This window comes from Pseudomonas lutea, assembly GCF_000759445.1.
GTDB lineage: Bacteria > Pseudomonadota > Gammaproteobacteria > Pseudomonadales > Pseudomonadaceae > Aquipseudomonas > Aquipseudomonas lutea.
Genome location: NZ_JRMB01000001.1, coordinates 2,187,892 through 2,212,545, shown reverse-complemented (window position 1 = coordinate 2,212,545; position 24,654 = coordinate 2,187,892). Strand labels below are relative to the sequence as shown.

Sequence of the window (24,654 nt, the reverse complement as noted above, 5' to 3'; positions counted from 1 at the left end):
ACGCGGTGTGTCAGGCTGGGCGATGTCACGGCTGATCTTTTTCGCGGGCAAGCGCGCTCCTACAGCAGACCCAGGCCGCCTCAGGAATCCGCGGCATAAGGAAGCCTGCGGCGTAAGGAACCTGCGGTGTAACGAAACCTGCGGCATGCGCGAATCTGTAGGAGCCGGCTTGCTGGCGAACGCGGTGTGTCAGGTTGGGCGAGGTCATGGGCTGATATTTTTCGCGGGCAAGCGCGCTCCTACAGTCGATCCAGGCCGCCTCAGAAATCTGCGGCATAAGGACGCCTGCGGTGTAAGGAAACCTGCGGCCTACGCGAATCTGTAGGAGCCGGCTTGCTGGCGAACGCGGTGGGTCAGGTTGAGCAATATCATGAGCTGATATTTTTCGCGGGCAAGCGCGCTCCTACAGTCGATCCAGGCCGCCTCAGAAATCTGCGGCATAAGGACGCCTGCGGTGTAAGGAAACCTGCGGCTTACGCGAATCTGTAGGAGCCGGCTTGCTGGCGAACGCGGTGGATCAGGTTGGGCGGTGTCACGGCTGATATTTTTCGCGGGCAAGCGCGCTCCTACAGTCGATCCAGGCCGCCTCAGAAATCTGCGGCATAAGGAAACCTGCGGCCTACGCGAATCCGCTTTTACCAAGAGTCATAAGGTATGCCGAATTTGTCGATGTAGGCCTGCGATGCCTCATTGGGAGGGCGATAGTAAAGGCCGTTTGAATGGCCTTCATGAGGACCTTTCTCGACTATGCGACCTTGTACGCGGCTGACTTCAATCGGGTCTAGGCACCCGCCTCTTATCCAGGTTTTAGCAATGCCGCCCGGAGCGAGCCCGATTACCAGCAGCTCGCGGTGATCCGTGATCCACTCTTTGGTTCCTCTGCAGTACGTTTTTTCTTTGATCTCCAACATTGCATGCCGAGCTGATTCCGGAATTTCAATGTAAGCCTCGTAGGTCTGTGGCTCGGCCAAAGACTGCCAGCGTACGTAGATCTGCCTTGGAACATCTGCTCGCCAGACGTGCTTACCTGCTCCGTCCCCTGGCCTTGTCGGCCAGCCTCTTGGATTACCTGTTAGATTAGGTGGAGTCTGAACCGCCGCCACGCCACTCATTGCACGCCTAAATAATCGTCCTTTCATATCGACGACGTCCGCTGTCTCGATCCAGACTTCCATGTAGTTGGGAGCAAAGAAGCCCAGTCGCCATGCGTCGTAAGGTAGCTCTACGCCATAGTCATTGGCGCTGCTGCATCCGCTCAGAATCAGGCCTAATAAGCATCCGAAAAAAACGTTGATGTTTTTTGATGCGCTTTTACCAAGAGTCATAAGGTATGCCGAATTTGTCGATGTAGGCCTGCGATGCCTCATTGGGAGGGCGATAGTAAAGGCCGTTTGAATGGCCTTGATGAGGACCTTGCTCGACAATCCGACCTTGCACGCGGCTGACTTCAATCGCGTCAATGCAAACTCCCATGAGCCAGGTTTTAACAACACCACCGGGAGCGAGACCTACGACCAGATTCTTTCGGTAGTCCTCGATCCATACCTTGCTTGCATCGCAGTAGGTTTTCCCGCCTTCACGCATGGATCGTTGAATCTGCTCCGGAATATCAATGTAGGCTTCATAGGTTTGGGGTTCTGCTAACGATTGCCAGCGTACATAGATCAGCCGAGGGACATCTGCACGCCAAACATGTTTACCGGCTCCGTCCCCGGGGTTTTTAGGCCATCCTCTCGGGGTTCCCTTGAGGTTGGGCGGGGTCTGTACCGCCGCCACGCCACTCATTGCACGCCTAAATAATCGTCCTTTCACATCGACGACATTGGCTGTCTCGATCCAGACTTCCATGTAGTTGGGAGCGAAGAAGCCCAGTCGCCATGCGTCGTAAGGCAGCTCTACCCCGTAGTCATTAGCGCTACTGCATCCGCTCAGGATCAGGCTGAATACACATCCCATTAAGACGTTGATGTTTTTTGATGCGCCTTTACCAAGAGTCATAAGGGATGCCGAATTTGTCGATGTAGGCCCGTGACTCAGGTTCTAGCTCAAGGGCATAACGGCCGTTTGTACGTCCCAAGTCGGGTCCTTTCTCAACGACCTTGCCTTGCACGCGACTGACTTCCTTCGGATCGAGGCACGTGCCTCTTATCCATGTTTTAGCAATACCGCCCGGAGCCAGTCCTATTACCAGCAGTTCACGGTGGTCAGTGATCCAGCTCTTGGCCGCTTTGCAGTATGTGTTTTCCTGTATCTGCAGCATGGCGTGGCGAGTTGCCTCAGGAACCTCGACGTACGCTTCGTAAGTTTGAGGTTCAGCCAATGATTGCCAACGGACATAGATCAAACGAGGCACGTCTGCGCGCCATACATGCTTTCCTGCTCCGCTTCCAGGTCTCCTGGGCCAGCCTCTTGGAGTGCCTTTGAGGTTGGGCGGGGTCTGAACCGCCGCCACGCCACTCATTGCACGCCTAAATAATCGTCCTTTCACATCGACGACGTTTGCTGTCTCGATCCAGACTTCCATGTAGTTGGGAGCAAAGAAGCCCAGTCGCCATGCGTCGTAAGGCAGCTCTACGCCATAGTCATTGGCGCTGCTGCATCCGCTCAGGATCAGGGTGAATACGCATCCCATTAAGACGTTGATGTTTTTTGATGCGCCTTTACCAAGAGTCATAAGGTATGCCGAATTTGTCGATGTAGGCCCGTGACTCAGGTTCTAGCTCCAGGGCATAACGACCGTTTGTACGCCCCAAGTCAGGTCCCTTTTCAACGACCTTGCCTTGTACGCGGCTGACTTCGACCGCATCAATACAAACTCCCATGAGCCAGGTTTTAACAACACCACCGGGAGCGAGACCTACGACCAGATTCTTTCGGTAGTCCTTGATCCATACCTTGCTTGCATCGCAGTAGGTTCTCCCGCCTTCACGCATGGATCGTTGAATCTGCTCCGGGATATCAATGTAGGCTTCATAGGTTTTGGGTTCTGCTAACGATTGCCAGCGTACATAGATCAGCCGAGGGACATCTGCACGCCAAACATGTTTCCCGGCTCCGTCCCCTGGGTTTTTAGGCCATCCTTTCGGGGTTCCCTTGAAGTTGGGTGGGGTCTGAACCGCCGCCACGCCACTCATTGCACGCCTAAATAATCGTCCTTTCATATCGACGACGTCCGCTGTCTCGATCCAGACTTCCATGTAGTTGGGGGCAAAGAAGCCCAGTCGCCATGCGTCGTAAGGCAGCTCTACGCCATAGTCATTAGCGCTACTGCATCCGCTCAGAATCAGGCCGAATACGCATCCAAGGAGCGCCTTGATCCTACCGATTGCCATGAATAATCCGCTGGTAGTCATCGGTTGGCCGGTTGATGAACATTGGTGTGATGCTCGTTCTATTCCTTTCCTTCACCGCGTTCCAACTGGCGGAAAGGTGTATGTAGCGACGCAGGAGTAACGCCTCTTCGTCGGTGCTGAGGCTTAACGCGGCTACATGTCCAAAGGCGTAGGCTTTCAGTTTCTCAGCGATCGGCTCCAGTTCTGACGGCAAAGCTAATGAAGCGATTTGCGGGATATCTTTAAAGGGCACGCTGTACCGTAATCCCAACTCACGCATCACCCTCAGATAAATCTTCGACAAATCTCCATCCACCTCGCGATCAAGAGTGGTGAGGACGTGAACCTGCTTGTATAGAGGGATTTGGTTTTCCCGCGTGCGCTCTTCGTCTTCGGAGCGGCAATGTATCTCTACCTCAAGACCCTGATCGATCAAGCGTCTGACCAAAGGACCGACGCTTTGAATGGATTGTGAATAAGCAAGCGACTGTTGGTTGCGCGTGGTCTTTCGTTCTTGGCTACTCGCTGGTTTCGCGACCAGAAGCCGCTCACGCATATGAGGTCGGTAGCCGCCGCCAATGTCTGAATGCGAGCCGGGCAGAACGATATCGTTCTCGGTGCGGATCAGGGCGAAGTTCAATCGATGCTCATCCCGCGCTACCAACTGCACCACTTTGCGTGCGGCACCCGTTGGAAGCCCCAGGTTGAGTCCGCCGTTGCGGTCGTTGCCGGGGCTGAAATCCAGCATGAACGGCGTGACGATGGCTGGCACGGTGTCAAAAAGACCAATGAAGTTCAGATGCACATCATGCTGGACTCTCCAACCGAACCCTTCAACGAATATTGAATCACTCGTAGGCAATGCCTTTGCAAGCAAGCTTTCCGCACCTTTACGTACGTCATTTGCGAAATGACGAGCGGCGGCCGCTCCGCGGCTGAACCCGAATACATCGATCTCAAGCCGACGGATTATTACTATCGGATTGATTTTTTTAAGCCTCAGCAAGCGCTCCACAATCAATGCCGAACTCTGTTCAACCCGCGCAACGACCCCGTTTTTACCTCTACCAGTTGCTTGCCCCCACAGATCATCTTCGCCTCCGCTGACAGTTCCAATGCCCTCCAGATAAACTTTCAGCGCCGCCTCTTCAGCATCCGGGTTGATCGATACGTCGGAATGGTCCTTATACAAATCATAAAGCCGCGCTACATTCGAGGTGTCATTACCGAAGCTGTTGTCCGGCGCACTCCCGTCAATCCCATAGCCAAACTCGGCACAGAACTTCTGAATATCTTCGGCTTCATTTTCCAGCCCGACATCGCTCGCCATGCAACCTGCAACCGTTTCGCTGTTGGCCTGGTTGTTACCGGTGCCATCGAAGAACACGCCAAGGCGCAGGGTGATGAGTTGCTCTTGCTCGACTTCTTCTTCCTCTTCTTCGAGGTCCTGCTCCATCCGCGCGTCGGCAGTAAGGCTTGCGTTGAGAGGCTTCGGCGTAGCTGCAGCGGTAGCCCCTTGCCGGTAACCAGCGGCGGAAAAAGGTCTGGCCGCGAATGCCGCCGGACTGTCCTCGTTCTCGTAGGTGGCACAGAACAGCGATGGTTCCAACCGGGCTTTGCACGGGCAACCGCTGACACTGTCCAGGGTACCGGCCAGGCGAATGCCGTCACTGGTCATGTGGGAAATTCCGCCTCTGATCCGATACGTTTTGCCGTCGACACCGCACCTCACCGCGTCGCCCTCTCGCGACTGATCGATGCCGTGCAACCCCATGCCAGAGGTTGCTTCCAAGACGAATCCGCCACAGCTGGTCTTGTCGTACAGTCGAATGTAATAACCGGTAGCCATCGATGCTCGTTCCCTGTTCAGGTGTCGCGTCCACGCGAAATGTTGGAGACGTGGGTGATCCCCGCGAACGCCTGATGGGCAGGTCGCGCATTTCAATCAACGGGGGTGTTATTCGGCGTTCGCGCTACCGGCGGCGGGCAGAAAGTCATCAGCCAACGGGACGCCCTGACGGGTTACGAACAATACGTGGTGCTGTGGCGTGTTGATGATGTCGTCGCCATTGCACAAGCGGCTTCCCACCAGTGCAACGTGGCTATTGCTGCGCCCGGCGCCTGTGATGATTTGAGCGGTGGAACCATCGGGATAAAGAACGCAATCTCCGCGATGCGCTACGCGCACTTGCTCGCCGTTCTCCAGGGTGCACGTAATCGTCGACTGCGTTTCTTGAACAATGCCGCCGTTGCGCGTCTGGCTGCCTTCAGTGGCAAGCCTGTAGATGCCAATCGGCGGATGTTCCAGGCAATACGCTTCGTTTTTGCGAATGATCGCCACAGCGTCTTCGTGAAATTCAGCAATTTGTTCAGAAGTGAAGGTGGGCGTGTCGAGTGACTGAAGAAAGTCGCCTGTCACTTCATTGGTGTACATCGGAGCGAGTGAGGTAGTCATGCCCAGGTCCTGAGTCGTGATCATTCTGAGACGGCCGTATCAATCAATTCGAAGTGATTGAGCGGGTCGGGCAGAAATGATGATCAGGATCGAAGCCATGAACCGAAGCGCAGTGCCTGTGATGACGTAGGACGGAAATGAAAAACGCGTCGTCCATTTCATGCAGAACGTATCTATTCGTACTCAGCAAAAAGCCCCTGACTCTTGGGATTCACATTGCCTGCGGAGCGTTTAATTTTCGGCCGTTTGATCAAACGAGCGAAGTGCTTATAGCGCCGATCCAAGGAGCCAGCGTGCTGGCGAACGCGGTGGGTCAGGCTGGGCGATGTCACGGCTGATATTTTTCGCGGGCAAGCGCGCTCCTACAGCAGACCCAAGCCGCCTCAGGAATCTGCGGCATAAGGAAGCCTGCGGCGTAAGGAACCTGCGGTGTAACGAAACCTGCGGCCTACGCGAAACTGTAGGAGCCGGCTTGCTGGCGAACGCGGTGAGTCAGGCTGGGCGATGTCACGGCTGATATTTTTCGCGGGCAAGCGCGCTCCTACAGCAGGCTCAGGCCGCCGCAGGAATCTGCGGCATAGGGACCCTGTGGCATAAAGAATCTTGCGGCGAAACGAGCCTGCGGCCTACGCGAATCTGTAGGAGCCGGCTTGCTGGCGAACGCGGTGGGTCAGGATGGGCGATGTCACGGGCTGATATTTTTCGCGGGCAAGCGCGCTCCTACAGCAGGCTCAGGCCGCCGCAGGAATCTGCGGCATAGGGACCCTGTGGCATAAAGAATCTTGCGGCGAAACGAGCCTGCGGCGTACGCGAAACTGTAGGAGCCGGCTTGCTGGCGAACCGGGTTTGTCATTCATCCGTGCGGCGCCGGAACCACCGCTTTCGCCAGCAAGCCGGCTCCTGCAGTTAGGGACTACGGCGCGCTCAAGTTCTTTGGGTCAGATCAGGCCGGGCTGTCGCAGCAAATCGCCCATATTTCGCGACCATCTCAACGCAAAACGGGCCGACCATTGCGGGTCGACCCGTTTTTCACACCGGTGCTGCTTTACTTCAAATGCACCTTCAACTCCTGCGACGCCTGCAGCATCGCAGAGCGCACTTCCGGCACCTGGCTGACCACGTTCAACAGCCCGTAATCGTGGATCATGCCGTTGTAGCGAACCGCCGTAACCGGCACGCCGGCCTGGTCCAGTTTGCGAGCGTAATCTTCGCCTTCGTCGCGCAGCACGTCGGCGCCGGCGGTTTGCACCAGAGCAGGCGGCAGGCCTTTAAGCTGGTCGGTCGTGGCCCGCAGCGGCGACGCATAGATCTCGGCGCGCTGCTTCGGATCGGTGGTGTAGTTGTCCCAGAACCACTTCATCATGTTGCGGGTGAGGAAGTGACCTTCGGCAAACTGCTCATACGAACCGGTATCGAAGTTGGCATCTGTCACCGGCCACAGCAGGACCTGATAACGGATCGCCGGAGTGCCTTTGTCTTTGGCCATCAAGCTGACGACGGCCGCCATGTTGCCGCCGACGCTGTTGCCCGCCACCGCCAGACGTTTGCCGTCGACGTTGATTTCCTTGCCGTGCTCGGCAACCCATTTCGTTGCCGCGTACGCCTGGTTGATCGCAACCGGATAGTGCGCTTCAGGTGATGGCGTGTAATTGACGAACACCGCCACTGCACCCGAGCCCTCTACCAGATCCCGAACCAGACGCTCGTGGGTCGGGTAGTCGCCGAGCACCCAGCCGCCGCCGTGGAAGTACATGAACACGGGCAACGTGCCCTTGACGCCTGCCGGACGAACAATCGTCAGGCTGATGTTCTGGCCATCGACCGTAATGGTCTTCTGGCTGACGTCGGCTTTGGGCAGGGTCAGCTTGACGCCAGCCTGCGCACCGGTCAGGACCGCCCGTGCATCCTTGGGCGAAAGCTGTTCAATCGGCTTGCCGCTTCCGGAGTTGAGTGCGTCCAGGAACGCCTGAGTGTTGTGCTCCACGCCGGTGTCGGTCGCTGCGAAAGCGTTGCCGACGGACAGAGCGAGAAGCGAGCCAGCCAGAATCTTGCCAAACGTGTTCATGTTCTTCTCCCGGTCGGTCTAGGCGTTAGACAGTGACGTGCAAGCGGACGTCGACGTTGCCACGTGTGGCGTTGGAGTACGGGCAGACCTGATGGGCCGCATCAACCAGCGCCTGGGCTTCTGCCTGATCAAGACCTGGCAGGCTGATGTGCAGATCGATGTCCAGACCGAAACCGCCGGGGATCTGGCCGATGCCGACATGCGCGGTAATCGACGCATCAGCAGGGACGGTTTTCTTGCTCTGACCGGCAACGAATTTCAGTGCGCCGATGAAGCAGGCCGAGTAGCCGGCAGCAAACAGCTGCTCGGGGTTGGTTGCTTCGCCGCCTGCGCCCCCCAGCTCTTTCGGGGTTGCCAGTTTGACGTCGAGGATTTTATCGCTGGAAACAGCACGGCCATCACGGCCACCGGTTGCGGTTGCGACTGCAGTGTAGAGAGCTTGCATGGTAATTCCTCACTTGCTGATGGGTAGATGGCTTGGGTCTTGAATCTGGTTTGCCTGGCGCTAAATGTTTGTGCGCTAAGCAAGTGAGATGGAATGTACTGCGCTAATGTTTAGTGCGCAAGATAAATTTTTGAAATTTCTTCGCGTCGTGTTTTCAGGCTGTACGTCAGAGGCTTTCGAGCAGATTGCCGCGCAGTGCGAGCAGGTCTTTTTGCAGCGCCTTGAGTTGCTCAAGATTGATGCCGCTGGCCGCCAAAATGCAGTGGGGGATGCTCTGAGCTTTTGTGTGCAGCGCTTTACCCTGCGCCGTCAGCGTCAGCAGGACGACGCGCTCGTCTTCCTTGCTGCGCGTCCGGCTGATCAGGCCCTCGGCCTCCAGCCGTTTGAGCAGCGGCGTCAGCGAGCCCGGGTCGGTCAGCAGGCGAGTGCTGACTTCTCCCACGGTCAGTCCGTCTCGCTCCCACAAGACCAGCATCGCCAGGTACTGCGGGTAGGTCAGGTTCAGCTCCTGTAACAGGGGCTTGTAGACTTTGGTCATCATCAGCGATGTCGAATACAGGGCGAAACACAGCTGATTGTCGAGCAGCAATGTGTCGCAACTGCCAGCGCCAGCCTGGGTTGCGCTCTCGTTGGCGTTCATGGGTCGTTCCTCATTCAGTTCGTAATCGTCACTAATTTAGTGCTCTGATGTTTATTGCACCAGATAATTTCGGTAATCGGTGGGCGGACGGTTGCCTATCGTCAGCGGGTCTCTCGCAGGCTCACGCTCTGACGGCCGCCCGTGGATATCTGCGTGGCGGATTTCCTCGGCGGCGCTGACTGCGTAGCATGCGCGCAGAAATGGATGAGAGGATCGGACGTGATTGTCGATGTATTGCTGTACCTGCTGTTGGGCGCTGCCATGGGCACATTGGGCGGGTTGTTCGGCATTGGCGGCGGGCTGGTGGCCATCCCGGCGCTGGGGGTGCTGTTCGGGCTCGATCAGCAATTGGCGCAAGGCACGGCGCTGTTGATGGTATTGCCCAACGTGCTGTTGGCATTGTGGCGCTACAACCAGCGCAACCGGGTGTCGGTGCGTCATGCGCTGATGCTCATCGTGCCGAGTTTTACGATGTCCTGGCTGACGTCACTCTGGGCTGTTCGGGTCGATCCGCAACTCATGCGCCTGGGGTTCGTAGCCTTTCTGGTCGTGCTGACCCTGTTCAACCTGATCCAGATGTTCTGGCGCAAAGGCACTGCCGGCGCCGAGCTGCGCCATGCCCGATGGCTGTGGTTGTTGGGGCTGGGCTCGGGCGTCACCGCCGGCTTGTTCGGCGTTGGCGGCGGGGTGATCGCCACGCCCATCCTGACCGGCATCTTCGGCGCGACCCAAGTGGCAGCGCAAGGCCTGGCACTGGCATTGGCGGCGCCGAGCACCACCATCACTTTGGCGACCTACGCCTTGCATGACCATGTGGACTGGCAGATGGGCATTCCGTTGGCCATGGGGGGGCTGGCCAGTATCAGTTGGGGAGTGGCTCTGGCGCACAGCTTGCCGGAGCGGGTATTGCGGTCGTTGTTCTGCGGCTTTCTGGTGATCTGCGCGATCATGCTGTGCTTCAAGCTCTGACTGGGCGTTGACCCTCGGCTAAAGCTTGAAGCCTTCGGCAATGTGGTCAGCCAGACATTCAGTAATCGGCGAAGGATTGTTGGGGTTGCGCAGCAGCACGATGCTCGCCGAAGGCAACTGCGGCAGCCCGTGGCTTTCGCCCAGAACTTCCAGGTCCGAGGTGATCAGGCTTTGCAGCTGCGCCGTCACCGCCAGCCCTGCGCTGACCACTGCCATGATCGCTGACAGGCTCGCACTGGTATACGCCACTCGGTACTCCCGACCGGACGCCTCCAGCGCGTTGGTCGCCCACTGTCGGCAAAAGCAGTCGGTGTTGAACATTGCCAACGGCATCGGCGTTTGCTCATGAGGGCAAAAGCCTGCGCCGACAGCCCAGACGAACCGCTCCTGACGCAGAATCTGACCAATTTCCTTGCCCGGCTCGCGGGTGACGATGCTGAGGTCGAGGTCCTGGCGTTGCAGCAGTTGCGAAGAAGACTCGCAATGCACCTCCACTTGCACCAGCGGATAGGCCTGGGCAAAGCGCTGCAGAATCCCCGGTAAAAAACGCATCACATAATCGTCGGGCGTGCCGATTTTCACCGTACCGACCATGTGCGGCTCGCGCAGCGTGTTGAATACCTCGCTGTGCAGCTTCAGAATCCTGCGCGCGTAACCCAGCAGCACCTGGCCTTCCGCGGTAAAGCTGACGGTGCGGCCGTCTTTGACAAACAAGGGCCGCCGCACCACATCCTCCTCCAGCCGTTTCATCTGCATGCTGACTGCCGACTGCGTGCGGTTAACCACCTCGCCAGCCTTGGTGTAGCCGCCTTCGTCTGCGATGGCGACGAAGGTGCGCAGCAGTTCGCTGTCGATGCTCGGGTAGGTGGTCATGCATCAATCTCCCAGATGCAGTGCATAAGAAACATTCGTTGGATTGATCTTAAGCCTGAAGCAACACTCTGCCTATCCCCACTTGGAGGGCAGGATGATGAAAAGCCAAAAAGGTTATGTGCTGGTGGTTAAACCCGTGTCGCGGCAGTTCGCGCCTGAACGCTGGTGGAAGGCAGCGGTGGAGCAGATTGCGCGTTGGTGGAAGCTGCACCGCGAGCGCGTCGAGTTGGCGACGCTAAGTGATGACGCACTGAAGGACATGGGCCTCAGCCGTGCAGATGTGTACGAGGAAATGGAGCGGCCGTTCTGGGACGATCCTATGAAGCGTTGAAAACCGAAGGGAAGAAGGAGTCCGGTCGATGAGGCCCTGACAGAACCCCGGTGATCGGTTAGCGTTGGGCTCTGCCAAGGAGGTCGAGATGCCCGCCGAACCGCCGATTTACACGCAACTTTCCATCCAGCATGCGCGCCGTCTGGCGCTGGCGGCTCAGGGATTTGGCAGCCGCCAGCCACCTGCAACGATCAAGGCGGCGCACGTTACTCGGCTGATTGCACGGCTCGGCGTGCTGCAGATCGACTCGGTCAATGCGCTGGTGAGGTCGCACTATCTGCCGCTCTTTTCCCGGTTGGGTAACTACTCGCGCACCTTGCTTGATCAGGCGGCGTGGAGCCAGGGCCGGCAGCGCAAGCTGTTCGAGTACTGGGGCCACGAGGCGTCGCTGCTGCCGATCGAGTTGTACCCGCTGATGCGCTGGCGAATGCGCCGCGCCGCCCAGGGGGAAGGGATTTATCAGCACCTGGCGACATTTGGCCGTGAGCAAACGGCGACCATCGCCAGGGTGCTGCAGACCGTTCGCGAACGGGGCGCGTTGGGCGCCGGCAGCATCAGCACCCGTCAGGAGCGAGCCGGGCCATGGTGGGACTGGAGTGCTGAAAAGCAGGCGCTGGAATGGTTATTCGCAGCGGGTGAAGTCACGGTCGCCGGCCGTCGCGGCTTCGAGCGGCTTTATGATTTGCCCGAGCGCGTGCTGCCATCTGCGGTCATTCAGCATCCCGACATTGGCGAAGCCGACGCCCAGCGCGGCTTGCTGCTGCAGGCGGTCACGGCGCTGGGTGTTGGCACTGAAAAGGACGTGCGCGATTATTTCCGTCAGGACCCGGCTCCCGCCAGGCGTGGCTTGGCGGAGCTGGTGGAGGAGGGCGCAGTTCAGGTTGTTCAGGTGGAGGGCTGGAAACAATTGGGTTACGCACTTGCGGGCGCAGCGGTGCCGCGCAAAGTCACTGCCAGCGCCTTGCTCTCGCCATTCGATTCGTTGATTTGGGAGCGGGCACGCACCGAGCGGCTGTTCGATTTCCATTACCGCCTGGAAATTTACACCCCTGCACACAAGCGGGTTTATGGCTATTACGTGCTGCCATTTCTGCACAACGAGCGGATTGCCGCGCGTATCGATCTGCGTGCCGAACGAGCGGCGGGGCGGTTGGCGGTGCATGCGGTGCACGAAGAGCAACCTGGGCTGGATGACGAGGGCATGCACGCCCTGGCGCACCAGCTGCGGCAACTGGCCAACTGGCTAGGCCTGCCGCAGGTGCTGATCAATTGCCAGCGCGCCAGTGCGACACGCTTGCGAGGGGCCTTTGTCGCCAGCGGCTTCGATCATCTGTAAACGCATCTTGCAGTTGACGGCGCTTCTGCAAGAGCGCGTTTGCCCGCGAAAATATCAGCCGGTGACATCCCCGAACCTGACACGCCGCGTTCGCCAGCAAGCCGGCTCCTACAGGTCCGTGGATGCCGCAGATTTCTGAGGTGGCCTGGACCGACTGTAGGAGCGCGTTTGCCCGCGAAAAATGTCAGCCGGTGACATCGTCGAACCTGACACACCGCGTTCGCCAGCAAGCCGGCTCCTACAGATTCGTGTAGGCAGCAGGTTTCCTTGTGCCGAGGTTTTCTGAGGCGTCCGGATCGATTGTAGGATCGCGCTTGCCCGCGAAAAATGTCAGCCGGTGACATCCCGAACCTGACACACCGCGTTCGCCAGCAAGCCGGCTCCTACAGGTCCGTGGATGCCGCAGATTTCTGAGGTGGCCTGGACCGACTGTAGGGGCGCGCTTTCCCGCGAAGAGAAAGCGCGCTTTTAGTGGGACCGGCTTTAGCCGGGAAGGGGCAATCTCGGCCAGCCGCAGCCCCGCTTATCGACGCACCTGCTTCAACGTTTCGGCAATCAAAAACGCCAGCTCCAGCGACTGATCGGCATTCATCCGTGGGTCGCAATGGGTGTGATAACGATCCGACAGGCCGTCTTCGGTAATCGGACGGGCGCCGCCGATGCACTCGGTGACGTTCTGACCGGTCATCTCGATGTGAATGCCGCCGGCATAAGTCCCTTCCGCCTGATGCACCTGGAAGAAAGCTTTCACCTCGGCCAGGATCTGCGCGAAATCGCGGGTCTTGTAACCGCTGCTGGCCTTGATCGTGTTGCCGTGCATCGGGTCCGAGCTCCACAGCACCTTTTTGCCTTCGCGCTCGACCGCACGAATCAGCCCCGGCAAGTGATCCCCCACCTTGTTGGCGCCCATGCGCGCGATCAGGTTCAAACGCCCCGGATCGTTGTCCGGGTTGAGGATGTCGATGAGGCGAATCAGGTCGTCGGTATTCATGCTCGGGCCGACCTTGACGCCGATCGGGTTCTTCACCCCGCGCAGAAATTCCACATGGGCGCCGTCCAGCTGCCGCGTGCGGTCGCCGATCCACAGCATGTGCGCGGAGCAGTCGTAGAAGTCGTTGGTCAGGCTGTCGCGACGCACGAACGCTTCTTCGAAATTCAACAGGAGCGCTTCGTGGGCGGTGAAGAAACTGGTCTCACGCAGCTGCGGCGAGGTGTCCAGGCCGCACGCGCGCATGAACGCGAGGGTCTCGTCGATGCGGTCAGCGAGCTGGCTGTACTTGTCCGACAGGGCCGAGTTGGCGATGAAATCAAGGTTCCACTTGTGCACCTGATGCAGGTCGGCAAAACCGCCTTGAGCGAAGGCGCGCAGCAAGTTGAGCGTTGCAGTGGACTGGTGATACGCCTGGAGCAGGCGGTCAGGGTCGGGCACACGGCTTTTTTCGTCGAAGCCGATGCCATTGACGATGTCGCCGCGGTAGGCGGGCAGTGTCACACCGTCTATGGTTTCGTCGTTGGAGGAGCGCGGTTTGGCGAATTGGCCGGCCATGCGCCCGACCTTCACCACAGGGCAGCCGGCAGCGAACGTCATGACGATCGCCATTTGCAGCAGCACTTTGAACGTGTCACGGATTTTCGCAGCCGAGAACTCGAAGAAGCTCTCGGCGCAGTCGCCGCCCTGCAGCAGGAATGCGCGGCCCTCGGTGACCTCGGCAAACTGCCTGCGCAGCTCGCGCGCCTCCCCGGCGAAGACCAGCGGGGGATAGCTGGCCAGCGTCTGCTCGACACGGCGCACGTGCTCGGCGTCAGGGTATTGCGGTTGCTGCTGGATGGGCAGGCTCCGCCAGCTGTCGGGGCTCCAGGGTTGGCTCATGGTGAACTCGAAGTCAGTGCGATCGGACAGGCATGGTAGCAGCTCATTCCGAGAATTTGCGTGACCTGCGGGGCGCGATTCGCCGACAATCCGCGCTTTCCCATGGGCACGAGAGCAGTAATGACCGAGGAACGCGTAGAGCACGTATTGGCCGAGGTTCACGACGACTTCGGGATGATCCGCGTACTCGAGGTGGCCGACTACCGCTTCCTCGAATTCGGCGACGCCATCGAACAAAGCTGCACGTTCACCGCCGATCCCGCTTGGCTCGAATACGACTACACCCGTGCGATGTTCGTTGGTGCGCTCTGCCATCCGAGCCCGGAGAGCGCGTTGTTCATGGGCCTTGGCGCGGGCACATTGACCCAGGCCTGTTTGAAGTTTCTGCCCCTGGACGACGTCGAAGCCATCGAACTGCGCCCCGACGTGCCGCGTCTGGCCATGGAGTTCATGGGCCTTCAGGACGATCCGCGACTGTATGTGCGCATTGGCGATGCCCTCGAATTGCTGCCGAGCGCTGAAGACGCCGACCTCATCTTCGTCGATCTGTATACCGACACCGGCCCGGCGGTGGGCCACCTGGCATGGGGGTTTCTGGAGAAATGCCAACAGCGCCTCAACCCAGGCGGCTGGCTGATCATCAACCAGTGGGCGTCAGACGACGGCAAACCTCTGGGTGCCGCGTTGCTGCGCGGGTTGTATCACCGGCATTACTGGGAACTGCCGGTGAAGGAGGGCAACGTCATTCTCATCGTCCCTGCCGACCTTGAGCAGACGCTGGACATTGAGGCCCTGACCCAGCGCGCCGAGAGCCTTGCGCCGCAGCTGGGCTATTCACTGTTGCCACTGATCAAAACACTGAGGCCCGCCACCTGATCGGCACGCTCGTCAGCAGCCCTTGAACTGCGGCGGGCGTTTGTCCAGCAACGCCTGCAAGCCTTCCGTTGCGTCCTCGCTGTCGAGCACCCGCCGAACCAGTGCGGGCAGCGCCCTGGCCGCCACGGCTTCACCCTCCAGTACCGCCTGCCGCGCTGATTCGAGGGTTGAGAGAACGCCCAGCGGCGCGCGGTCAGCGATGTGTTGTGCCAGGCGCAACGCAGCGGGAAAGAGGTCTTCGGGCGCCAGCACTTCCTGCACCAGACCCATGCGGCACGCTTCGTGTGCGTCGAATTCGTCGCCGGTGAGCAGCCAGCGCATGGCGTTTCCCCAGCCGGCGATCTGGTGCAATCGAAGGGTGGCCCCGGCAAAGGCAAAAATCCCGCGTTGTACTTCCAGATGGGCGAAGCGGGCGTTGCTGGCACAGACGTTGATATCGGCGGCCAGCATGAGCTCAATGCCCAGCGTCAGGCAGTAACCCTGGGCAGCCACAATCACCGGTTTGCTGACCCGCGGACCGATCCCCAGCCGCCAGGGGTCATACCCACCCGGTGGCAGCGTCCAGCCCTCCTTGAGGGAAGGGCCGGCTTCTGCGAGGTCAAGCCCACCCGTGAAATGCTCGCCATGTGCAAACACAACCGCCACTCGGGCCTGCTCGTTACGCTCGAAGTCACCGTAGGCCAGGCTTAACTCGTCAAGCATGTGGATGTCGAAGGCGTTGCGTTTGCTGGCGCGGTCCAGGCCAATGAGCATGATTGCGCCGCGCTGTTCCTTGCTGACGTGGCCTTGAGTCGAAGAGGTCATGTCGCTGTTTCCTGCAGATGAGGAGAAAGGAAGGGTGAGGTGTCGCACTGTGCGGGTGAATCGTTTAAGCTCTGTTCGCCATCGATACCGGGGCAGTTGAAAAGTAGACACTGTCGCAGCTTTGCGCAAAGCCTGTGACAGTTGGCCGCAAGGCGCTGTTTTGCGAAAAAAATCCTCACTTTTTTCAGTATTTCCGGTATAGTGCGCGCCGGCCTTTCATAGGGCCCTCGTCACGGTATGGGTTTGTGAAGCCATCTTCATTAACCGGTTCGGTCACGAACCACCCATGACGATCCATTCATCAATACGTTTTCGCAAATCCCCGCCGACAAAGCAGCCAGGGTGACTCTAGGGTCTTACACGGCACGCGCAGCTTTGAAGCATGGGTCTTTGCGGATGCACTCAGAGGCAGACCCATGACCCAGGAAACCGGCGGCTTCGCCGCTCTTAACCTTCATCCGAATATTGTTGCAGCTGTAGTCGCTACCGGCTACGAAGAGCCTTCGGCCATTCAGCAGCAATCGATTCCAATCATTCTCGCCGGTCACGACATGATCGGCCAGGCGCAGACAGGGACCGGTAAAACCGCCGCCTTCGCTCTGCCTATCCTGAGCCGCATCGACCCGGCAAAACGCGAGCCGCAAGCGCTGATCCTCGCGCCGACTCGTGAACTGGCCCTGCAAGTGGCCACCGCGTTCGAAACCTACGCCAAGCAAATGCCGGGCGTTACCGTTGTGGCTGTCTACGGCGGCGCGCCGATGGGCCCACAGCTGAAAGCCATCCGCAACGGCGCTCAAATCGTCGTCGCCACCCCGGGTCGTCTGTGTGACCACCTGCGCCGTGACGAGAAAGTCCTGGCCACGGTGAATCACCTGGTGCTCGACGAAGCCGACGAAATGCTCAAGCTGGGCTTCATGGATGACCTCGAAGTCATCTTCAAGGCCATGCCGGAGACCCGTCAGACCGTACTGTTCTCGGCGACCCTGCCGCAGTCGATCCGCGCGATCGCCGAGCGTCACCTGAAAGACCCGAAGCACGTCAAGATCCAGAGCAAGACCCAGACCGTTACCGCGATCGAGCAGGCTCACCTGCTGGTTCACGCTGACCAGAAGACCTCTGCCGTGCTGAGCCTGCTGGAAGTCGAAGATTTCGACGCCCTGATCATGTTCGTCCGCACCAAGCAGGCGACTCTGGATCTGGCAAGCGCCCTCGAAGCCAAAGGCTACAAGGCTGCTGCACTGAACGGCGACATCGCCCAGAACCAGCGTGAACGCGTCATCGACTCGCTCAAGGATGGCCGTCTGGACATCGTTGTGGCCACCGACGTTGCTGCCCGTGGTCTGGACGTTCCGCGCATCACTCACGTGTTCAACGTTGATATGCCGTACGACCCGGAAGCCTACGTTCACCGTATCGGCCGTACTGGCCGTGCCGGTCGCGAAGGTCGGGCGCTGTTGCTGGTAACGCCGCGTGAGCGTCGCATGCTGCAGGTAATCGAGCGCATGACCGGTCAGAAAATCGCCGAAGTGCGTCTGCCGGACTCCCAGGCCGTTCTCGATGCCCGCATCAAGAAACTGACCAACAGCCTGTCGCCGCTGGTCGCCGATGCTGAAGCAAGCCACGGTGAACTGCTGGACCGCCTGACTGCCGATATCGGTTGCACACCGCGTGCCCTGGCCGCCGCTCTGCTGCGCAAGGCCACCAATGGTCAGGCGCTGACCCTGGGTGCTATCGAGAAAGAGCGTCCACTGGTGCCGAACAACGCGCCACGTGGTGATCGTCCCGAGCGTCCGGCAGGCGACCGTCCTGACCGCGGCGACCGCGAACGTCGTGCTCCGGTGCCGTTGGCCGAAGGCCGTGCTCGTTGCCGTACTGCGCTGGGTGCCCGTGACGGCATCGCTGCTAAAAACCTGCTGGGCGCCATCCTCAACGAAGGCGGTCTGGCTCGCGAAGCAATCGGTCGCATCCAGGTGCGTGACAGCTTCAGCCTCGTCGAGCTGCCGGAAGACGGCCTCGAGCGCCTGCTGGCCAAGCTGAAAGACACCCGCGTTGCTGGCAAGCAGCTGAAACTGCGTCGCTATCGTGAGGACTGATCAACTCTCTTGAGTTGTTTGTCTGAATAAAAAATCCCCGACTGGTTCGGGGATTTTTTTGTGTGGGATTTGGGTTGGTTTTTTGTTTTGGCGATTTTGATGCTGGTTGGCAGAGCACGGCGTCAAGGAGCGCTGGCAGGCTGTTTACTTCTATAGGACCGGCTTAAGGCGGAAGCTAATGTGTGCGCAGTTACTGTCTGAAAGAAACGCAATCTTGCCTCCACGTCCCACGCGCCTTTTTACGCTCTGCAGAGCCCGATCCCATAGATCAGCTCGTCTCTGAACGGCTCGCCGAGAATTGAAAGTATTTCTGCAGCTTGAGGGGCCGTAAGGTCATGCTCGCCGGACGGCACGTCTTGTTTGGAGGCCCAACCCATTACGTTCAGCACCAGGGGTTCTGCGCGCGATGGTATGTCTTTTTCAAATTGCAGCGAGCTGTCTGGATTCGGCTCGGGGAAGAAGCCAGTCAAAAGGAGAAATGTCATAAATAGGCCTGTTCATTTTGCTATTTTTCTTTCGGGTTTGGCTTCACCGGTCTGTTCCCCGGTTTCGGGATCGAACTCACCCAGATGATTGCCCTGTTTGTCGTACACCTCAACTGCTCCATGCTGGTAGTCCCACTCATAAACTCTCTTCTTACTCTCCCATCTGCGCCGGTTACCCTTCCGGCGAGCCGGCGCGGCTTCGGGAAATGCCGCTAGCTCTTTCGGTGGCGGATGATACCCATGATCCCCATTAAATGGCCGCGCATACACCACATACATTGACCGTAGTCCCGACTCAGCCGGGAACACGACGATGCAGTCTTCGGCAGTGACGTCTTCGCCTGGGAGGCCTTCGAGCTGGCTGTCCATGTCGTCTGGGATCGGGTGGACGAGGACGGTGCCCAGGCGTGCGTCGCTGTTTTCGGGATAAATCAGCGGGTCCAGCGACCCGAAGCGGCCCCGGCGCGGTGTCCATAGAATGGTGACGCCGCTGAGGTGGGCCTCCATCGCAGTTTTGTCAGCGTTCCAGCGGGCTTGCACTGTGCGGACCGAGTCGTCGCCCGACGCTTTGGAGTGAATGCCGTAGACCTGCAGCTCGCCCGCGTCGTCACGACGTAGCTGGAAGCGCACCCGTGTTGTCGCTTGGGCCATGCTGCGCAGTTCGTCGTCGGTGTAGAGCGTACCATCGCCCATCTTTGCCGGGAGCATCCCCAGAACGAAGAGGCTTGCAGGGCCGCCCGCTCCGCGAAGCAGCCAGGTATGGCCGCGTTGCATGATGCCGCCGCCAGCCATGCGCCCCAATGCCATGTCTGCGCCGAGTGCGGTGGCGATTGCTTCGGAAGCGGACGGCATGAGCATGGCGCCCGCCATCATGATCGCGCCGAAGTTGGAGGCGGGCTCTATCTCGGTTCCTGCGTCAGTGCTGCACCAATTGCCCGCGGCGCAGGACTTGGCGAAGACTTTGTCGGTCCGCTCACTGGGAGCGGGCCAACGTTCAGGTATCGGGGTTTGCACCCGCTCGGGTTCCGGGGGCGGGTTCTGTCCGGCCCACGATGCGCCGCCGTTGGGAAGCTTCGTGCCCGCGAAGAGCGAGTCCCCCCAGAAGGGATCTTTGTTGTCGTCCTGGAACATGACCCTGCTGGTGTCCGCGAATTTGAGGCCGGGGAGGATGCAGGCGTGCCGATGAGCGGTCAACGGCAGGGCGATTACGGGATGTTGCTGGGTATTGGAATATGGAAAGAGGGCGGGAGGTATGGTCGTTGAGAGATGTTCGTTGTTTCAGCCAGAGCAGACGTCACGGACAGATAGCGTTCGCCAGCAAGCCGGCTCCTACGGATTTGCATGAGCAGAGCTAACGCCGACCCCAGGTAGCCCGTCTTTAACGCCGCCGCGGGTTGATTGCCTTGAGGCCATCCGACGGAACTACCACTCAACCAAACCGATAGATATCCATGCCCAGCGCGCCCATGGTGAAGCCTTGATGGGCGATGCTAAACGCTCCGCCCGCCGCGCGCGCGAAATACAGCGGCAGCAGGTGTTCATCGGTCGGGTGGTTGCGCGCAGCGTGCGGTGCCTGGCTTCGATAGTCGTGCAACGCGTCCAGGTCGTCAGCTGCCAGCTTTTGCACCATCCAGTCGCGAAACGCCAACGCCCAGGGCTCGATGCTTTCGGGACCGGCGTGCCAGTCCAGTTCCCGCAGGTTGTGGGTGATGCTGCCGGAGCCGATCACCAGAACATCTTCCTCGCGCAGGTGTTTGAGCGCCTGCCCGACGCGTGTCTGCAAGGCAGGGCCCTGGCGAGCTGGTAACGAAACCTGCACCACCGGAATATCGGCGTGCGGGTACATCAGCGACAGCGGCACCCAGACGCCATGGTCGAACGGGCGTTGCGTGTCGATGCGCGCCTCAAGGCCCGCATGTGCCAGCAGTCCCACCACGCGCTGCGTCAATTCCGGCAGGCCGTACGCCGGATACTGCACGGCAAAGAGCTCAGGCGGGAAGCCGCCGAAGTCATGCCAGGTCTCGGGCTGCGGGTTACCGTTGACCCGCAGCTCGGCAGTCTCCCAATGCGCCGACACGATGACGATGGCCCTGGGGCGTGGCAGGTTGGCGGACAGTCGTGCGAGTGCCGGACCGCTCTCACCCGGTTCGAGCGCGAGCATCGGCGAGCCATGGGAAATGAACAGACTAGGCAGCATTTGCAGTGACCTGAGCGTATAAGATGAGCAACATGATCGGGCAGGCCATCGATCAGAATCTAATATAAGTTTTCGTCCCTTTTGATCGGTATATCAGGAGTGTCTATGGAGCCTCGGTTTTGGCATGAGCGCTGGGCGATCAATCAGATCGGCTTCAATCAGGCGTCAGTGAATTCGCATCTATTGCGCCTGTGGACAGAGCTCACCATTGATCCGGGGGCGCGGGTGCTGGTGCCACTGTGTGGCAAAAGCATCGACATGGTCTGGCTGGCCAACCAGGATTTTCATGTGGTCGGCGTCGAATTGTCCGAAATCGCCGTGGCCGGGTTCTTCAGTGAAAACGGCCTGCAGGCGGAAATTGAGACCCGGGGCGCCTTCAAGGTCTATCGCGCGCAAGGGTTTGAGATCTGGTGCGCTGACTTCTTTGCCCTCGGTGCCGAGGACATCGGCGACTGCACCGCGTTTTACGATCGCGCCGCCTTGATCGCGCTGCCCCCCGATCTGCGCTGGCGTTACATCAAGCAGCTCAATCATCTGCTGTCCGAAGACGCCTGTGGGTTGCTGATCACGCTGGATTACGATCAGTCACTGATCGCCGGGCCACCGTTCGCGGTCGACGAGGACGAGGTCATGCAGCTGCTGTCGCCGGACTGGCGGGTCAAACGCGTTGCGGATCTGGACGTGCTGGAGCAGGGCGCCAAGTTCAGGCAGGCCGGCGCCACGTCTCTGATGGAATATGCATACCGGCTGTATCGGCGCTAAAGGCGGGATGGGCTTGGAGCGGCATTAAGTCCAAGTGAACGGCGATTTTTTTGGGCAAAAAAAGGGCGACTTGTCAGTCGCCCTTTTTCGTTGCCCGGCTGTGATCAACCGCGGCGGCGAAGCGCCTCGATGCGCTCTTCCAGTGGCGGGTGGCTCATGAAGAGACCGGCCAGGCCGTGCTTCAAGCCACCGTTGATACCAAAGGCGGTCATGCTTTCCGGCATCTGCACCGGAACGCCCTGCTCCGAGCGCAGGCGCTGCAGTGCGCTGATCATCGCGCCAGTGCCGGCGAGGCGGGCACCGGCATCGTCGGCGCGGTATTCACGCTTGCGCGAGAACCACATGACGATGGCGCTGGCCAGGAAACCCAGCACGATTTCAGCGAAGATGGTCGCGATGTAGAACGCGATACCGCGGCCCTCTTCGTTCTTGAAAATCACCTTGTCGACGAAGTTGCCGATGATCCGCGCGAAGAACATCACGAAGGTGTTGACCACACCCTGGACCAGCGCCAGCGTCACCATGTCGCCGTTGGCAACGTGACCGATTTCGTGCGCCAGCACCGCTTTCACCTCATCGGGCGAAAACCGTTCCAGCAAGCCCTGGCTGACGGCAACCAGCGCGTCGTTTTTATTCCAGCCGGTCGCGAAAGCGTTGGCCTCGTAAGCCGGAAAAATACCCACTTCCGGCATTTTGATCCCGGCATCGCGAGACAGCTGTTCTACAGTCTGCAGCAGCCATTGTTCGTGGCGGGTGCGGGGTTGAGTGATGATTTCGGTGCCTGTGCTCATTTTCGCCATCCACTTGGAGATGAACAGCGAGAACAGCGAACCGGCGAAACCGAACACGGCGCAGAAAATCAGCAGCTGATTGAGGTTCAGATCAACCCCGTTGGCCGCCATAAACCCGTTGAAGCCAAAAAGGCTCAGGGTAATGCTGGCAATCAGCACGACCGCAAGGTTAGTGGCCAAAAACAGCAAAATGCGCATCATGGTTAAGAGTGTCTCCTCGGAAGAATATGTATCGTACTGCGGGGGTATATAAGGTGATGCGGAGGCGTATTCAACCGGGCGACTATTTCAAACTGTGTCGCCTGGCTGTGGCGCGGCAAATGAGGGCCTTGGCGAGAGTGCAGGATTAGAGCGATTGGGCACTAAACTGCAGGAGCCGGCTTGCTGGCGAATCCGGTGTGTCAGGCGACATCGTCGTCACTGATAATCGGGTTCGCCAGCAAGCCGGCTCCTACAGCAAGCAGCATTACTGCTTGTACGATTTCAGGAAATTGCCGATCCGGCCAATGGCCTGTTCCAAGTCATCCACACGCGGCAGCGTCACAACGCGGAAATGGTCCGGCCATGGCCAGTTGAATGCCGTGCCTTGAACGATCAGCAGTTTTTCCGAGAGCAACAGGTCCAGCGCGAATTTCTCGTCGTTGTGAATCGGGCACACTTTCGGGTCGATCCGCGGAAAGGCATACAGCGCGCCCATGGGCTTGACGCAGCTGACGCCAGGAATATCGTTCAGCAGTTCCCAGGTCCGATTGCGTTGCTCCAGCAAACGGCCTTGCGGCAGGATCAGGTCATTGATGCTTTGATAGCCGCCCAGCGCTGTCTGGATCGCATGCTGGCTCGGCACGTTGGCGCACAGGCGCATGTTTGCCAGGATGTCGATGCCTTCAATGTAGCTTTGCGCATTGTGCTTGGGCCCTGAAATGGCGATCCAGCCGGAGCGGAAGCCCGCCACGCGATAGGATTTAGACAGACCGTTGAAGGTCAGGCACAGCAGGTCCGGTGCCAGCGAGGCGGTGCAGATGTGCACGGCGTCGTCGTACAGAATCTTGTCGTAGATCTCGTCGGAAAAGACCACCAGATTGTGCTGACGGGCGAGTTCCAGCATGCCCAGCAGTACTTCGCGGGAATATACGGCGCCGGTCGGGTTATTGGGGTTGATGATCACCATGGCTTTGGTGTTCGGCGTGATCTTGGCCTTGATGTCGGCCAGATCCGGCCACCAGTTGGCCTGCTCGTCACACAGATAATGCACAGGGTTGCCGCCCGACAGTGCCACGGCCGCAGTCCACAGCGGATAATCCGGGGCCGGCACCAACACTTCGTCGCCGTTATTGAGCAGGGCCTGCATCGACATCACGATGAGTTCGGACACGCCGTTGCCCAGGTAGATGTCTTCGATGCCGACGCCTTCGACTTCCTTCTGCTGGTAGTACTGCATCACCGCCTTGCGCGCACTGAACAGACCCTTGGAGTCACTGTAGCCCTGGGCTGTTGGTAGGTTGCGGATGACGTCCTGCAGGATTTCCTCAGGCGCCTCGAAACCAAAAGGCGCCGGGTTGCCGATGTTCAGCTTGAGGATGCGATGGCCTTCCTCTTCCAGGCGCTTGGCGTGCTTGAGCACCGGCCCGCGAATGTCGTAGCAGACGTTGGCGAGCTTGTTCGATTTGCTGAACTGCATGGTGATGGGTCCCGATAAGAGACGGCCTGCTGTATGAAAAAGCGCAGACCGTTGAGCATGACGCCAGCAAAATGGATTTGTACGCGACAAACGCGGGTGACAGACTGGCGCCCAACGAAGGCGCAATCATACGTGCCACCCGATCCGTGGAAAAGACACAGATCGGGCTTTTTCAATTGTGGAGGTTGACCCGTGGAAAAGCTGGATAAAACCCTTGAAGAATGGAAAGCCATGCTTGATCCGGAGCAGTACAACGTCTGCCGGCTCAAGGGAACGGAGCGCCCCTTCAGCGGCAAATACAACGAGACCAAGACCGACGGCGTCTACCATTGCATCTGCTGCAACGAGCCGCTGTTCGATTCCACCACCAAGTTCGACTCGGGCTGCGGCTGGCCGAGCTTTTACGCGCCGCTTGCAGGCAGCGCGGTGGTCGAAGTGCGCGACGTCAGTCACGGCATGATCCGCACCGAAGTCGTCTGCAGCAAATGTGATGCTCACCTCGGTCACGTATTCCCCGATGGACCGCCACCGACTGGTCTGCGCTATTGCATCAATTCTGTGTGCCTTGATCTGGTGCCGCGAAGCGCCTGATGCCGGCTTATCACAGGCAATAATGGGATGGCGCGCCGGAGAACGGCGCGCTAGCTTGGCG

24 protein-coding genes are annotated in these 24,654 nt (G+C 59.2%); 7 read left to right on the top strand and 17 right to left on the bottom strand.

What is annotated here, in order from left to right:
• Window positions 1-635: 635 nt before the first annotated feature.
• From LT42_RS09485 to LT42_RS09445, 9 genes are all read right to left on the bottom strand, one after another.
• Entirely contained in the window at window positions 636-1,325 is a 690-nt protein-coding gene (locus tag LT42_RS09485; protein WP_052075207.1) for a DUF2931 family protein, read from the bottom strand.
• The gene (locus tag LT42_RS09480; protein WP_276209505.1) at window positions 1,312-1,998 is read right to left on the bottom strand and encodes a DUF2931 family protein; all 687 of its coding nucleotides are present in this window, start codon (window positions 1,996-1,998) and stop codon (window positions 1,312-1,314) included. The genes LT42_RS09485 and LT42_RS09480 overlap by 14 nt, the downstream gene beginning before the upstream one ends.
• Window positions 1,985-2,674, bottom strand: coding sequence for a DUF2931 family protein (locus LT42_RS09475; protein ID WP_276209504.1), 690 nt, complete (start codon window positions 2,672-2,674; stop codon window positions 1,985-1,987). The genes LT42_RS09480 and LT42_RS09475 overlap by 14 nt, the downstream gene beginning before the upstream one ends.
• Window positions 2,661-3,332: a DUF2931 family protein gene (locus LT42_RS09470; RefSeq protein WP_037011841.1), complete on the bottom strand. Its 672-nt coding sequence runs from the start codon at window positions 3,330-3,332 to the stop codon at window positions 2,661-2,663. The genes LT42_RS09475 and LT42_RS09470 overlap by 14 nt, the downstream gene beginning before the upstream one ends.
• On the bottom strand, window positions 3,319-5,181 hold the full coding sequence (locus LT42_RS09465) for a DUF2235 domain-containing protein (RefSeq protein WP_037011840.1): 1,863 nt from the start codon (window positions 5,179-5,181) through the stop codon (window positions 3,319-3,321). The genes LT42_RS09470 and LT42_RS09465 overlap by 14 nt, the downstream gene beginning before the upstream one ends.
• A gap of 108 nt (window positions 5,182-5,289) precedes the next feature.
• Entirely contained in the window at window positions 5,290-5,787 is a 498-nt protein-coding gene (locus tag LT42_RS09460) for a hypothetical protein (protein WP_037011838.1), read from the bottom strand.
• Between the two features lie 1,045 nt (window positions 5,788-6,832).
• Window positions 6,833-7,852: an alpha/beta hydrolase gene (locus LT42_RS09455; RefSeq protein ID WP_037011836.1), complete on the bottom strand. Its 1,020-nt coding sequence runs from the start codon at window positions 7,850-7,852 to the stop codon at window positions 6,833-6,835.
• Window positions 7,853-7,877: 25 nt separating this feature from the next.
• Window positions 7,878-8,297: an organic hydroperoxide resistance protein gene (locus tag LT42_RS09450; protein ID WP_037011834.1), complete on the bottom strand. Its 420-nt coding sequence runs from the start codon at window positions 8,295-8,297 to the stop codon at window positions 7,878-7,880.
• A 166-nt stretch (window positions 8,298-8,463) separates the two neighbouring features.
• Window positions 8,464-8,937 carry a MarR family winged helix-turn-helix transcriptional regulator gene (locus LT42_RS09445; RefSeq protein ID WP_052075206.1) on the bottom strand — a complete coding sequence of 158 codons (474 nt, stop codon included), beginning with the start codon at window positions 8,935-8,937 and terminating at the stop codon, window positions 8,464-8,466.
• Between the two features lie 204 nt (window positions 8,938-9,141).
• Here LT42_RS09445 and LT42_RS09440 point away from each other — a divergent pair, with 204 nt between their 5' ends.
• Window positions 9,142-9,906, top strand: coding sequence for a sulfite exporter TauE/SafE family protein (locus tag LT42_RS09440; RefSeq protein ID WP_194734089.1), 765 nt, complete (start codon window positions 9,142-9,144; stop codon window positions 9,904-9,906).
• An 18-nt stretch (window positions 9,907-9,924) separates the two neighbouring features.
• Here LT42_RS09440 and LT42_RS09435 read toward each other — a convergent pair whose 3' ends face one another.
• The gene (locus tag LT42_RS09435; protein ID WP_037011832.1) at window positions 9,925-10,779 is read right to left on the bottom strand and encodes a LysR substrate-binding domain-containing protein; all 855 of its coding nucleotides are present in this window, start codon (window positions 10,777-10,779) and stop codon (window positions 9,925-9,927) included.
• A 97-nt stretch (window positions 10,780-10,876) separates the two neighbouring features.
• On the opposite strand from LT42_RS09435, the gene LT42_RS09430 reads away from it, so the two are divergent.
• Window positions 10,877-11,110: a DUF1127 domain-containing protein gene (locus LT42_RS09430; RefSeq protein ID WP_037013169.1), complete on the top strand. Its 234-nt coding sequence runs from the start codon at window positions 10,877-10,879 to the stop codon at window positions 11,108-11,110.
• A gap of 88 nt (window positions 11,111-11,198) precedes the next feature.
• Window positions 11,199-12,446 carry a winged helix-turn-helix domain-containing protein gene (locus LT42_RS09425; RefSeq protein ID WP_037011830.1) on the top strand — a complete coding sequence of 416 codons (1,248 nt, stop codon included), beginning with the start codon at window positions 11,199-11,201 and terminating at the stop codon, window positions 12,444-12,446.
• A 523-nt stretch (window positions 12,447-12,969) separates the two neighbouring features.
• Here the strand turns inward: LT42_RS09425 and LT42_RS09420 are convergent.
• Window positions 12,970-14,316 carry a class II 3-deoxy-7-phosphoheptulonate synthase gene (locus LT42_RS09420; RefSeq protein ID WP_037011829.1) on the bottom strand — a complete coding sequence of 449 codons (1,347 nt, stop codon included), beginning with the start codon at window positions 14,314-14,316 and terminating at the stop codon, window positions 12,970-12,972.
• 120 nt (window positions 14,317-14,436) lie between these two features.
• Here LT42_RS09420 and LT42_RS09415 point away from each other — a divergent pair, with 120 nt between their 5' ends.
• Complete coding sequence (locus LT42_RS09415; protein WP_037011827.1) at window positions 14,437-15,192, top strand: spermidine synthase; 756 nt, start codon at window positions 14,437-14,439, stop codon at window positions 15,190-15,192.
• A 12-nt stretch (window positions 15,193-15,204) separates the two neighbouring features.
• On the opposite strand, the gene LT42_RS09410 is transcribed toward LT42_RS09415, so the two are convergent.
• Window positions 15,205-15,996, bottom strand: a complete 792-nt coding sequence (locus LT42_RS09410) for a crotonase/enoyl-CoA hydratase family protein (RefSeq protein ID WP_037011825.1) — start codon at window positions 15,994-15,996, stop codon at window positions 15,205-15,207.
• A gap of 416 nt (window positions 15,997-16,412) precedes the next feature.
• Between LT42_RS09410 and LT42_RS09405 the strand changes: the two genes are divergently transcribed.
• Window positions 16,413-18,089, top strand: coding sequence for a DEAD/DEAH box helicase (locus tag LT42_RS09405; protein WP_037011824.1), 1,677 nt, complete (start codon window positions 16,413-16,415; stop codon window positions 18,087-18,089).
• 239 nt (window positions 18,090-18,328) lie between these two features.
• Here the strand turns inward: LT42_RS09405 and LT42_RS09400 are convergent, their stop codons facing one another.
• The 3 genes from LT42_RS09400 to LT42_RS09390 form a co-directional block, all read right to left on the bottom strand.
• Window positions 18,329-18,574, bottom strand: coding sequence for a pyocin S6 family toxin immunity protein (locus LT42_RS09400; protein ID WP_037011822.1), 246 nt, complete (start codon window positions 18,572-18,574; stop codon window positions 18,329-18,331).
• Window positions 18,575-18,586: 12 nt separating this feature from the next.
• Complete coding sequence (locus LT42_RS09395) at window positions 18,587-19,705, bottom strand: S-type pyocin domain-containing protein (RefSeq protein ID WP_037011820.1); 1,119 nt, start codon at window positions 19,703-19,705, stop codon at window positions 18,587-18,589.
• 298 nt (window positions 19,706-20,003) lie between these two features.
• Window positions 20,004-20,771 (bottom strand): DODA-type extradiol aromatic ring-opening family dioxygenase, encoded by a 768-nt coding sequence (locus tag LT42_RS09390; protein WP_037011818.1) that lies wholly within the window; start codon window positions 20,769-20,771, stop codon window positions 20,004-20,006.
• 105 nt (window positions 20,772-20,876) lie between these two features.
• Here LT42_RS09390 and LT42_RS09385 point away from each other — a divergent pair, with 105 nt between their 5' ends.
• Window positions 20,877-21,533 (top strand): thiopurine S-methyltransferase, encoded by a 657-nt coding sequence (locus LT42_RS09385; protein ID WP_037011816.1) that lies wholly within the window; start codon window positions 20,877-20,879, stop codon window positions 21,531-21,533.
• Window positions 21,534-21,637: 104 nt separating this feature from the next.
• Here the strand turns inward: LT42_RS09385 and htpX are convergent, their stop codons facing one another.
• Together htpX and LT42_RS09375 are read right to left on the bottom strand one after the other, a co-directional pair.
• A complete protein-coding gene (gene htpX, locus LT42_RS09380; RefSeq protein WP_037011815.1) occupies window positions 21,638-22,525 on the bottom strand; it encodes a protease HtpX in 888 nt (295 codons plus the stop codon).
• Between the two features lie 265 nt (window positions 22,526-22,790).
• Entirely contained in the window at window positions 22,791-24,002 is a 1,212-nt protein-coding gene (locus tag LT42_RS09375; RefSeq protein ID WP_037011814.1) for a pyridoxal phosphate-dependent aminotransferase, read from the bottom strand.
• 192 nt (window positions 24,003-24,194) lie between these two features.
• On the opposite strand from LT42_RS09375, the gene msrB reads away from it, so the two are divergent.
• Complete coding sequence (gene msrB / locus LT42_RS09370) at window positions 24,195-24,593, top strand: peptide-methionine (R)-S-oxide reductase MsrB (RefSeq protein WP_037011813.1); 399 nt, start codon at window positions 24,195-24,197, stop codon at window positions 24,591-24,593.
• Window positions 24,594-24,654: the final 61 nt, after the last annotated feature.